The sequence below is a fragment of the Niveibacterium sp. genome (genome assembly GCF_041909475.1).
Lineage (GTDB): Bacteria > Pseudomonadota > Gammaproteobacteria > Burkholderiales > Rhodocyclaceae > Niveibacterium.
In genome coordinates this window covers 35,012-46,770 of the sequence record NZ_JAYRDJ010000018.1, presented here as the reverse complement: position 1 = coordinate 46,770, position 11,759 = coordinate 35,012, and the positions used below count along the sequence as shown (strand labels likewise).

Annotated in this window: 9 protein-coding genes; 2 read left to right on the top strand and 7 right to left on the bottom strand. The window is 67.3% G+C overall.

Annotated features, from left to right (window positions below; all coding sequences use genetic code 11):
• Window positions 1-375: 375 nt before the first annotated feature.
• Window positions 376-1,056, bottom strand: a complete 681-nt coding sequence (locus tag ACE3P0_RS12940; RefSeq protein ID WP_374403062.1) for a hypothetical protein — start codon at window positions 1,054-1,056, stop codon at window positions 376-378.
• Between the two features lie 309 nt (window positions 1,057-1,365).
• On the opposite strand from ACE3P0_RS12940, the gene ACE3P0_RS12935 reads away from it, so the two are divergent.
• Complete coding sequence (locus tag ACE3P0_RS12935) at window positions 1,366-1,812, top strand: SRPBCC family protein (protein ID WP_374403061.1); 447 nt, start codon at window positions 1,366-1,368, stop codon at window positions 1,810-1,812.
• A gap of 39 nt (window positions 1,813-1,851) precedes the next feature.
• Here ACE3P0_RS12935 and ACE3P0_RS12930 read toward each other — a convergent pair whose 3' ends face one another.
• From ACE3P0_RS12930 to ACE3P0_RS12920, 3 genes are all read right to left on the bottom strand, one after another.
• Window positions 1,852-2,382 (bottom strand): hypothetical protein, encoded by a 531-nt coding sequence (locus tag ACE3P0_RS12930; protein ID WP_374403060.1) that lies wholly within the window; start codon window positions 2,380-2,382, stop codon window positions 1,852-1,854.
• Window positions 2,372-2,941, bottom strand: coding sequence for a hypothetical protein (locus tag ACE3P0_RS12925; RefSeq protein WP_374403059.1), 570 nt, complete (start codon window positions 2,939-2,941; stop codon window positions 2,372-2,374). The genes ACE3P0_RS12930 and ACE3P0_RS12925 overlap by 11 nt, the downstream gene beginning before the upstream one ends.
• Window positions 2,942-3,087: 146 nt before the next feature.
• Window positions 3,088-3,855: an alpha/beta hydrolase gene (locus ACE3P0_RS12920; RefSeq protein ID WP_374403058.1), complete on the bottom strand. Its 768-nt coding sequence runs from the start codon at window positions 3,853-3,855 to the stop codon at window positions 3,088-3,090.
• A 143-nt stretch (window positions 3,856-3,998) separates the two neighbouring features.
• Between ACE3P0_RS12920 and ACE3P0_RS12915 the strand changes: the two genes are divergently transcribed.
• Complete coding sequence (locus tag ACE3P0_RS12915) at window positions 3,999-6,143, top strand: putative bifunctional diguanylate cyclase/phosphodiesterase (protein ID WP_374403057.1); 2,145 nt, start codon at window positions 3,999-4,001, stop codon at window positions 6,141-6,143.
• A 33-nt stretch (window positions 6,144-6,176) separates the two neighbouring features.
• Here ACE3P0_RS12915 and ACE3P0_RS12910 read toward each other — a convergent pair whose 3' ends face one another.
• From ACE3P0_RS12910 to ACE3P0_RS12900, 3 genes are all read right to left on the bottom strand, one after another.
• Window positions 6,177-8,150: a phosphatase PAP2 family protein gene (locus tag ACE3P0_RS12910; protein ID WP_374403056.1), complete on the bottom strand. Its 1,974-nt coding sequence runs from the start codon at window positions 8,148-8,150 to the stop codon at window positions 6,177-6,179.
• 192 nt (window positions 8,151-8,342) lie between these two features.
• Window positions 8,343-9,290 (bottom strand): GGDEF domain-containing protein, encoded by a 948-nt coding sequence (locus ACE3P0_RS12905; protein WP_374403055.1) that lies wholly within the window; start codon window positions 9,288-9,290, stop codon window positions 8,343-8,345.
• A 175-nt stretch (window positions 9,291-9,465) separates the two neighbouring features.
• Window positions 9,466-11,679 (bottom strand): TonB C-terminal domain-containing protein, encoded by a 2,214-nt coding sequence (locus tag ACE3P0_RS12900; protein WP_374403054.1) that lies wholly within the window; start codon window positions 11,677-11,679, stop codon window positions 9,466-9,468.
• Window positions 11,680-11,759: the final 80 nt, after the last annotated feature.

Sequence of the window (11,759 nt, the reverse complement as noted above, 5' to 3'; positions counted from 1 at the left end):
CGAGCCAGCAGCCATTCCCGCCAGCAACATATAAGCGGCGAAATTCAACAATCCCATTACAAAATCCCCACTACACAACTTCCGTTGAACTGTGACTGAGCGGGTTACGGGCAATTTACCCATCCAGCCTCACCCCATGCTTCACAGACGCCGAACCCGCCAGAACCAACACCAGCCAAACCACCTAAGCTATTGATCGCGGGCCAACGATTTGAATGCTGAACCAGCAATTTCCATTCAAGCCCGGCACGTCACCAGAACGGGCGGTGCCATATGAAGAAACGCGGCTTTACGAGTTTGACCTGCCGTGCTGCTACTCTGCGCTCCCGATTCCGGACCAGCGGTTACCTTGCTTGGTCGGGCAGCCACTCAAGTTCAAAGCGAACAGTCGGGCATTTCAGTGCCTCGAAGTGGCGGTGGGCATTCAACAAGCGAATTGGCCCCTACTCGCAAAGCGCCTGACTTGAACCCTAAGGTTCTCGGTTTCCTTGGCTTGGTATCTTCTGGTCGTTCGACACGGGCGACCGCTACCCCTTTTTCAAAGTCGACGATCGTGGTGACGACGCCATCTCTCGACGCAGCATCCAGCTTGACGGAGTTCAAGCGCACTGCGGGGCCGACAGCCGCGAACTGATGTGTGACGGTTGTGCTCGATCCTGCACCGCACGAGAACTCATAACTGATGGTGATCGTGACGCTGCCCTCCGTTGCGGCGAGATCAGCAATCTCTGCGGTTGAACACTGGTTGCCAGGAATCGTAACGCTGGGCACCGCAATCTCAAGACTGTGCCGCTGCGGGTCTTTCGAAGTCACTCCCGATTTGATCACCAGCTTCCGGGGGCGGGGGTTGTCCGGGAACCCAGGGCGCTCCGACGCCGAGGTCGCGCTGGCGCTCTGTGTCTGATCCTCAAGGATGACCGCCGACAGCAAGGGCTCGGTGCTGTTCATTCGTGATTCTGACGCCGATCGAATCACCGACCAGCGTGCTTCCTGAGCGTGCGCCGACATGCAGGTCACGAAAAGCAAGGGGAAGAGTTTGGCAAACTTGATGTTCATTTCAGTCCTCAAGGGGCTACTCAGTCGCAGGCGTTGTCCGAGGAATAGATCTGCCAATGGTTCCTTACGAAACGAAGCCGTTCGATGTCGATACTGGCCCCGTTGGGAGAGTACTGTAGGAAGACATTCTCTACGTCGGCCCCCGCAGCAGTGTAGGGCGGGTCGTTTCGACCCGCGCTGAGCCACGGCTGAACGAATTCAGTGCAGCATCTGCCGGTGCCCGTTGCCGCGCGGGTCCGCGTGGCGATACGGTGGGTGTTCCCGAATATGTACTTGCACCCCAACACAGAATCGAAAGGCGAACCGATCATGCCCACAGGCACCATCCGACTTCACCGTGTGCTGCGGGCGACGCCCGAGCGCGTCTACCGCGCGTTTCTCGACGCCGATGCGATGGCGAAGTGGCTGCCGCCGTATGGCTTCACCTGCAAGGTGCATCATCTCGACGCCAAGGTCGGCGGCACTTACCGGATGAGCTTCACGAACTTCTCGACCGGTCACGGGCATTCCTTCGGCGGTGAGTATCTGGAGCTGGTGCCGTTCGAGAAGCTTCGCTACACCGACACGTTCGACGACCCGAACCTGCCCGGCGAGATGCAGACCACGGTGACGCTGAAGCCCGTGTCCTGCGGCACCGAAATCAGCGTGGTGCAGGAAGGCGTGCCGGCAGTGATTCCGGTCGAGATGTGCTACCTCGGCTGGCAGGAGTCGCTCGCGCAACTGGCGACGCTCGTCGAGCCCGATATCCCGGGCTGACCCGCGATCCGCCCCTCACCGCAGAATCGCCCGGTGGCGCTACTTGCAGGTGGGGGAAACGTCGTAGCCGAGCGGCAGGTAGAGCTGGCTCCGAGTGCCCGCCGCTTTGTCTTGCAGCGTGAAGCGCACGCCTTCGGACGTCGTGCAGCGCTCGAGCTGCGATCGGTGATCACCCTTGCGCAGGGTCACCTCGGCGGCGGATCGCTTCTCGGTGGTGGTGCCGGTGTCGAGCACGGGGCCGAGCATCGGTTTGCGCCCCGTCCGCGCGGCGAGGGCATCAGAAGGTTCGACCGCATACAGATCGCCGCCCGCTTCGCCGTCGCGCATCAAGGCCGACGCGCCGGCGGTGGGCATCGGCGCGACGTGGAGGCAGCACAGTGCACGTCCGCTTTCGTCGAGATAGCGAAGCGGCGTGCCGCTTGAACGCCAGCCGGGCAGGCCGTGGAGCACCGGGCCGTTCTCGCTCGGTGCAAGGATACCGACGATCGGTAGCGACTCTGCATGGGCGATGCCACCCAGCGTAGTGAGCGCTGCGAACACGATCGCGCGACGTATGCGTTCAGTGACCATCGTCGGACCAGTGTGGCGGATCGCTGACAAGTTTGACGACGCCATAGCTGGCTCCCACATCATGAAGATCAGTGTTCGCGCCGGAGCGTGGCGTCGAGCTGATCGAAACCTCTTGCCCCTGCGCATTGCGGATTCGCAGCGTACCGGACCAACTGAGATTCATGTCGACCGCGCGGCCTTCGGTGTGTCGGCTTGTCAGCGACGGGCGGTAGACCGTGCCGAAGCTGGTGGTCATTGCGTTGGCGGCCGAGCGCGAGGCGGTCTCGTCGTAGCTGCCATTCGGACGCTTGTGAACCCAGTCAATGTTGACGCCCGCCATCGCGGGCACCTGTCGCGGATCGTAGTTCTCGCGCGCCACACGGTAGGACCAATGCATCAGATAGGCGCGCTCCGGCGGACGCAGTGTCGCGGCGATGGTATAGCTCGCCCCGGCGGCCGTCAGCGCGGCGAGGAAGTTGTTCAGTGAAGTCCGGAAGTCGAGTTCGAGATCGCTGACCGAAGTACTTGTCGGATAGAGCGCGACCCACTGTGCACCGCTAAGTGGCATGGCCACCTCCATGAAATCGAGGTGCCGATGTTATGCGAAATGAATTGAATGATGCGCTTCCGAATTCCCACGCCGGTGTAATGGCATCACGATGCTCGCGAACGGTATCGGCCAGGCGACGTCCTTACGTTGAGCTTTCCGCGGAAACTCGCCGAGGCTCAGTTCGCCGGCGCCCGAATCCAATCGGCAATCTGCGCCACGGCCTCCTGCTCCATGCCGACATACCCGTGCCAGTGCAGCGCTTCACAGACGTTGCCACTCGGGTTCTCTCCGCCGCTGACGATGATGAGCTTCTTCATCGGCGCATGCGTCAGGCCGTTCAGGATTGCCGGCACGCCGCGTGGGTCGCAGATCGGGCAGGCGTCCTTGCTGTGGTGGAGCAGCAGCACCGGCACAGTAATCGCGGCGAGGTTCTGGGTCGGTACGGCGCCGGGCTTTTTGTCGCTGACGACGCTGGAGCTCAGCACCAGGCCGGCGATCTGGTCGCCGAGCCGGATCGCCGCAGCGGTGGCCGAGACGGTGCCGCGACTGGTGCCGACCAGCCACACCGGCACCGGGGCTTTGTCGCGCACGAAGGCCAGCACGCGGGCGATGTCGGTCAGATGCGGCTCGGCGATGCGGTCGGCGTAGTCCAAATCCTGCGAATCGCTCGGGCGGCCGAAGATCGCCACGTTGAAACCCTGGGCGATGAAGTGCGCTTCCGACCGCACGAGGAAGTTCTGGCTGCCGGGTTTGCCATCTTCCACCCGGCCGAAGCCGCCGCCCCCGCCGGGGAAGAGCAGCACCGTGGCGCCGGCGCCGGGGGTGGCTTCCCAGAACACCGTGGTGGTGACGCCCTCGCGTGTGGTCACCTTGAAGAGCTCGCCGCCGGCTTGCGCAGTGAAGGCGGCCAGTGTGCCCAGCAGCAAGAGCAGGTATCGGGTCATTGGGGCGTTCTCCCGGGCGATGCAGGGTTGCCAGCGTGGGCGGCGCCGTTCAACGGCGGTGCGCTGCACTGTGTGGCCGACATTGTGCCGGCCGTCCGCGGGCCCTGCCTTCAGCGCCGGCGGCGCAGGCCGATATAGGCAGGATGGATGTTGCATCGTTCCTGATTACCCGTCACGCCCCTTTGCTGGTGGCCGCGTCGCTCGTCGTGGCGGTTTTTGCGTCGTATGTTGCGCTGGATCTGGCGCGCCGGGTGCGCGTGGCGGAGCCCGGCCTGCGGCGGTGGTGGCTGGCGGGCGGTTCGGCCACGCTGGGTACCGGCATCTGGGCGATGCACTTTGTCGGCATGCTCGGCTTCGATGCCGGTATTCCGCTCGGCTATGCCGGCGGCCCGACCTTGCTGAGTTGGCTCGCCGCGATTGCCGCCGCTGCGGTGGCGTTGCGGATCGCGACGCACGACAGGCTGACCCCCTGGGTGCTGCTGGGCGGCAGCACCAGCATGGCCCTGGGCATCTGCGCGATGCACTACCTCGGCATGGCGGCGCTCGAACTGGTGCCGCCGATCGTGTGGCACTGGCCGGTGGTGTTTGCCTCGGTGGCGATTGCGTGGCTAGCCTCGGCGGCTGCGCTGAGGTTGTTCTTCGCCCTGCGCGAGCAACACGGCGCCTTGCGTCTTCGCTTGCAGGGCTTGGCTGCGGTGGTGATGGGGCTTGCGATCGGCGGCATGCACTACACCGGCATGGCTGCCGCGCAGCTGCCGCAAGGCACGATCTGTCGCAGCGTCGAGGGCCTCTCGGGGCAGCCGCTGGCTGCGGTGGTGGTGACGGCCGCGCTGTTTCTGCTCGCGGGTGCGCTTGTGCTTTCAATCAATGACGCGATGGCGCGGGCGCGCGAAGCGCAGCTGGCCCGCTCGCTGCACCGCGCCACCGAAGACCTGCAGGAGGCCAACGAAACCCTGCAGCGCCGCGCATTCGAAGACGCGCTGACCGGCTTGCCGAACCGCGCGCTGTTCAACGATCGCCTGCAGCATGCCGCGTCGCGCGTCGCCCGGCGAGGCGCGATGCCCGCGGCAGCCGAGCGGCTGGCGGTGCTGTTCCTCGATCTGGACGGCTTCAAGCCGATCAACGATTCCTTCGGCCACGAGGCGGGTGACGAGGTGCTGCTCGAACTTGCGCGCCGGCTGCAGCTCACGCTGCGCGAGAGCGACACCCTTGCGCGGCTCGGCGGCGACGAGTTCGTCGCGATGGTGGAATCGCGCGATGCCGAGGCCGCCGCGGTGACGCTGGCGCAGCGCATTCTCGACGCAATGCGGCAGCCGATTCATGTTGCCGGTCAGGATGTTCTGCTGTCTTGCTCGATCGGCGTGGCCGTGTTTCCCGATCACGAGGCGCATGTGGCGCGCCTGCTCGCGCGTGCCGAGGCGGCGATGGGTGCGGCCAAGCGAAGCGGCGGCAATTGCTGCGTGGTCTACGAGGCGAGCATGGCGGGCGACGCGGCCGAGCAAGTGGTGCTGCATCAGGCGCTGCGCCATGCGATCGCGCGCGGCGAACTGCTGCTGTACTACCAGCCCAAGATCGATGCCCGCAGCGGCCAGGTGCATGGCCTCGAAGCGCTGCTGCGCTGGCGTCACCCCGAGCGGGGGCTGGTCAGCCCGGCGGTGTTTGTGCCACTGGCCGAGCGCTTCGGCCTGATCGGCGAGATCGGCCACTGGGTCATCGACGAAGCCTGCGCGCAACTGGCGCGCTGGCACGAGCAGGGCCTGCGCTGCCGCGTGGCGATCAATCTGTCGCCCTACCAGCTGCGCAACGCCGCGCTGCCGGAGCGGATTCGCGCGGCGCTGGCACGGCATCGGCTGGAGCCCTCGCAACTGGTGTGCGAGATCACCGAGACGGCGATGATGGAGAACCTCGACGCCGAACGCAGCGTGCTCGACCAGATCGCGGCGCTGGGCGTGCGACTGTCGATCGACGATTTCGGCACCGGCTATTCCAGCCTCGCGCACCTGCGCAACATTCCCGCGCGGCAGCTGAAGATCGACCGCAGCTTCGTCATCGACCTCACCGCGAATGCCGATGCGCAAGCCGTGCTGGAAGCGGTGGTACGGCTGGCGCATGCGCTGCGCATGGAGGTGGTGGCCGAAGGCGTGGAGACGGCGGACCAGCAGGCGGCCCTGATCCGCCTTGGTTGCGACATCCTGCAGGGCTACCTGATCGCGCGACCGATGCCCGCCGAGGCGGTGCCGCAGTGGCTGGAGGCGCGCAAGGCGGGCAGCGCACGCGCAGGCGCATGATGGTGCGCCACGCGCCGCTGCGACTGACGCCGGTCAGCCGTCGATCCGCAACTGGATCGCGTTCGACGTGTAGATCGGCGTGACCTTGTAGCCATCGACGCTGACCGTCGCGAACTTGCCGGACACGCTACCCGCAGTGATCAGGTTCAGCGTGTCGCCCACCGCCGGTTTGTAACCGTCGGCCAGCGTCACATGCAGGCCGCCACCGACCAGCGTGAGGGTGCCCCCTACGGCAAGACGCCCGCGCGAGCCGTTGCCCAGCGCGAGTTCGAGATTGCCGCCTGCCGCCTGCGTGTAGCGGCCCGCCACGACCAGCGTGGCCGGTGCAGCGATTCGCGCGGTGCCGCCGGATACATAGACGTCGCCCTTGCCGAAGGCGGTTGTCGACGCGCCCGCCAGCACGCCCTCGGCCACCAGGCTGCCGCCGGTCCAGGTGTTCGCTCCGGTCAGCGTGAGTACACCGCTGCCCTTCTTGGTCAGCAAGCCGGCGCCGCCGATGTCGTTCTTCCAGCTATCGGCCGCGCTGAAGCCGCCCTGTGCGGCATCCATCGTCACGATCACGTCGCCGTTGAAGGCGCCGTAGCCGTCCGCTGCCGCGAAGAGGTTCAGGCGCCCCCAGCCTTCGGCGTCGTCCAGCACCGGATAGCCCGAGGCGATCGCGGTGGTCTTCAGCACCACGCGCCGCTGCGCCGCGCTGAGGTAGGGCTGCCGCGTTTCCAGCAACAGCTCTGCGCCCTTCGGCACGACGGCGGGCGCCGTGGCGCTGGCAATCGGGCTGAAGCCGTAGGTCATGCGATTGGCGAAGTTCACGCGGTTGGCTGCAAGGTCGGCGAAGCGGTCGGACCCGGCAGGGGCCGCGTGCGCATAGGCGTTCAGCTCGGCGGCCGACGCCGTGCCGGTCTGGGATTGCAGCCAGGTTTGCGCCTGCGTGAAGGCGCTGGTCTTCAGGGCCGCGTTGGCGCTGTGGTTGAGGTTGTAGGCGACCACTGCGGTGGCCTGAACGCGCCCGCCGATCACGTCCAGCGGCGAGTGCATGCCGGCCAGGATGCGGTTCTCACCCAGTTCCATCGCCCGTGTCAGCATCTCCTGATAACGCTCGGGCACGAGGTAGGCCATTGCCAGCGCATCGCGCCAGCCTTCCGCCGCATGGCCGCTGATGAAGCCGCCGTCGGTGGTGGGGGTCGAACTCCTGGCTGCGAGCAGCGACGGGGCGACGACGACCTTGCTGCTCCAGCGCCACGGCCGCGCATACTTGAAGAAGCGCTTTGCGGGCTCGGTCGAGCCGCTGCCGCTCATCGCAGCGATGAAGTCGACCGCAAGGCCGAGATTGGCGTTGCCGGTGCCGCCGACGCCGAGGTTGTTGCCGCCGTCGTTGTACACCACGGTTCCGGCATCGGCCGGGATCGCGGTGATCGTCGTCGTCTGTTGGGCACCACTGCGCCACGTGGCGGTCAGCGGGCCCATGCCGTCGGTGATGCTGTAGCCCTTGCCGCGCCGGTCGTCGAGGTAGGCCGCGAGTTCCTGCTCGGCGGTGCGGCCCGCGGTGGCGCGTTCGACATATGCGATGTTGGCGGCGTGGATGCTCGCGTTCTTCACGACCCCGTCGGTCGCGCTGCCCGGAATGCCGTTCCAGTCACTCGCCACCACGGCGGCACAGCTGCCGCTCGCCGGCGCGGTCTGGCCGGCGTCGACAAGCAAGCTGCGCGGCGTCCAGATGTCCAGAAAGCCGGCCACCACGCGAACGCCCGCGTTGGTGTCGACCGTCGCGTGGCAGGCGTCGCCGCGCACGTTGCTGGCGCCATCGTCCACATAAGCCGTCACGCCGGCGGGCACCGGTGCGGACTCTTCGGCGCCGAGTCCGACCGGCGCACTCGGCACCACGACAGCGGTGCTTGGGGTGGTGTCAGCGTTGTTGTCGTTACCGCCGCAGGCACTCAGCGCGGCCGCTGCAACCGTTGCGGCAAAGAGGGTGGAGAAACGGAAGTGCTGGTACTCGAACGTGCGCATGCTGCAACTCCGGCGAAGAGCCAAGAAGGAAAACGCAGCAATCTAGTCGGCGCAGGTGACGATAAATTTACCGATCGAACAAATTAAACTTAACGAAGCCTGCGGCGCGCGGGTCCGCCGATGCGCCGCAGGCCCGCTACGGCCGGCGTGTGTCATGCGTGCCGGTCGTTGTCAGCGCGGGCTCCCGGCCGGTCAGGCGCCGACCGTGACCGATTCGATCCGGTTGCGGCCGCCTTCCTTCGCGGCATACAGCTGCTTGTCCACCGATTCAATGAAGGCTGTCGGCGTCATCGACGCGCTCGGCATCACGGTGCCGACACCGATGCTGACGGTGACGCGCTGGCCGTGCGGGTTCTGCCGGTGTTCGAGGGCGAGCTTGTCGATCAGGCGCTGGCAGCGCTGGGCGACGATGTGGGCGCCGGCGGCGTCGGTGTCCGGCAGCAGCAGCACGAACTCCTCGCCGCCGTAGCGGGCAACCAGGTCGCGCTGGCCGACGAGCGCGAGGTTCAAGGATTGCGCGACGTCGACCAGGCACTTGTCGCCCGCCGTGTGGCCGTAGAGGTCGTTGTACTGCTTGAACAGGTCGACATCGAGCATCACCAGCGACAGCGGCTTGCCACTGTTCAGTGCGCTCTGCCATTCGAGCTCCAGCGCGGCATCGAAGCGGCGGCGGTTGGCGATGCCGGTGAGGCCGTCCTTGAACGACAGCGCTTCGAGTTCCTTCTGCAGCGCGAGCAACTTCTCTTCGGTCTTCTTGCGTTCGCTGATATCGAACATGAAGCCGACCAGCGATTCGACCTCGCCGTTCGCGTTGCGCACCACGTGCACCACATCGCGAATCCAGACGTAGCCGTTCTGCTTGGTCAGCGCGCGGTAGTCGGCTTCGTGGTCGACGCCGGCCTTCGACTGCGCGATGCAGAAGTTGACCACGTACTCGCGGTCTTCCGGGTGGATGCGCTCGGCCCAGTCGTTGGCCGAGACCCAGCTCTCCTGGCTCCAGCCGAGCAGCGGTTCGATCTGCGGGCCGATGTAGGCAAACTGCATCGTCGCCCAGTCGATCTTCCAGGGGATGGCCTTGGTCGATTCCAGCAGGGTCTTGTAAACCGCGCTGTCGCTGGCGATGTCGCTGAGGTCGGACATGCGAATGCTTCTCTCTCTGTTCGGGTTGGGGTGCGCGTAGCTTAAACGTTAAGCGCGAACGGTGCCGTGCCGCGGCGCGACCAACGAATCAGCGGACGTGATGCTGGCCGCCGCCCCGCGACACGGGTCGATTCCACCCGGCTGCCGTTACACGCGTGCGTTGCGCAGCGCGCGTTCAGTAGAGCCGCACCGCGCTATCGAACTGCCAGGTGCGGCGGATCTCGACCACGTCGTACTGCCGTGCCAGCACGGGCGAGAAGGCGGGGTAGGGCGCGTGGCTCTGCACGATGCGGCGGATCGCTTCATCGACCTCGGCGACGCCGCTGGAGAGCACGAAGGTGATCGCCTCGACGCTGCCATCGCTGCGGATCGCGACGGTCACCATTGGTTGGGTATGTGGCCGCTTGGCCACGTCGCGCACCGCATCGACCGACGTATTGAGCTGGATGCGGCGCGCCCAGGCCTCGGCGTACTGCACCAGCTCCGCGTTCGGGTCGGTGCGCCCCCACAGCCTTACCCGCCGCGAGGTACTCAGGGACAGCGGCAGGTTGTTTGGCTGGCGGGCCGGGTTGGCGGCGTCGCGTCGAGCCGCCTCTTCGTCGAGCTGGCGGCCCATCGCACGGCGCCGCGCTTCACGCCGCTCGTTCTCTTCCTGTTCCGCCTTCGCCGCGGCCACCCGCGCCGCGTCGCGCCTCGCCGCTTCCTGGCGGTCTTCTTCCGCCTTGGCGGCTACAAGCCGGGTGGCTTCACGCCGTTCGCCCTCCAGCCGTTCCGCGTCGGCACGGGCGGAAGCCTGACGCGCGTCTTCGATCCGCTTCGCTTCAGCCTGTGCCGCTGCGATGCGTGCGGCTTCGCGGCGTTCAGCGTCCAGCCGAGCCGCCTCGACACGTGCCGCAGCCTGGCGAGCCTCTTCCTGCCGCTGCGCTTCGGCCTTGGCTGCCGCGACGCGTGCCGCTTCGCGACGCGCTGCCTCAAGCCTGTCGGCCTCCGCCCGTGCAGCCGCCTCGCGCGCTTCTTCCAACCGCTGGGCTTCGAGCTTGGCGGCCGCGATACGGGCGGCTTCCCGCCGTTCGGTCTCAAGGCGTTGGGCCTCGAGCCGCGCCGCGGCCTGTCGCGCCTCTTCCTGTCGTTGCGCTTCAGCTTTTGCGGCGGCGATGCGTGCCGCTTCGCGCCGCTCGGCCTCCTGGCGTTCCGCCTCGGCGCGTGCTGCGGCCGCACGCGCTTCGGCTTGCCGCTGCGCTTCGGCCTGCTCGGCCGCAAGGCGGGCCGCCTCGCGGCGCTCGGCTTCCGCCTTCGCAGCGGCTTGCCGCATGGCGTCCAGGCGCTGCGCTTCCGCCTTGGCCGTGGCCAGGCGGGTGGCTTCGCGGCCTTCGGCTTCCAGCCGGTCGGCCTCGCTGCGCAGCGCAGCGTCGCGTGCCTCCTGCAGCCGTTGCGCTTCGAGCTTTGCCGCGGCGAGGCGCTCGGCTTCGCGGCGGGTGGCTTCGATGCGATCGGCCTCGGCGCGCGCCGCGGCCTGCCGGGCCGTCTCCAGACGTTCGGCTTCCAGCCTGGCGGCGGCCACGCGTGCCGCTTCGCGCTGTTCCGCCTCTAGCCGCGCTGCTTCCTGACGGGCGATCGCGATGCGTTCGGCCTCGGCTTGTGCGGCGGCGCGTCGGGCGTCCTCGCGACGCTGGGCTTCCAGCTTCGCGGCGGCGAGGCGTTCCGCTTCGATCCGTTCGGCTTCCTGCCTTGCGGCGTCGATGCGTGCGGCTTCCAGCGCGTCGGGCGCCGCCGGCGTGTCCGTCGCGGCGAGATCGGTTTCGGCGGCAAGGTCGGGTGCGTCAGCCATCGCCTGCGTCGGCAGGGCCTCGCCACCGTTGCGCGGTGTCGCCGTGGCGTTGCTGTCCTGCGGGCGCGCTGCGAGCACGCCACCGGGGCTCGATAGTGCCGGCGGCGGTGGCACGAGGAAGGCGGGGTCGTCCGAGCGTTCCAGTGCGATCAGCGCCACGGCGGGCACCGGCGAATCGGCGGCCGGGCTGGCCTCGGCTTCGGGCGGCGCGGCGTCATCGGGCGTATCCGTGGCTGCGGCTTTCGGTATCAAGGCCCGTCGGGCAAGGCTCACGCTGGGCGGCGCGGCTTCCGCGCTGGCGGCGCTGTCCGTGCCCGGCGCTTCGAGCGAATCCATGCGGTGCGGCGCGGTAATCGGCGGCAGCGCGGTCTGCCCGTTTTCGACCGGCGCCGGCCGCAACACCACATGCAGATCGGGCGCCACGGCGGCGCGCTTCTGCCACGGGAACACCAGCCCCGGCAGCCCGAACCCCTGGCCGCCGAAGCTCAGGCTCAGCAGCAGCGCATGCGCGAGCAGCGAGATCAACAACGATAGGCTCAGCCGGCGGCGTTCAGCGTTCATGCGTCCGTTCGGCGGCGTGGGTGGCGGCAGGCATCGAATCCGTAAAGGTCGACCAGAGGTGGGATTGTGCCAACTGTGCT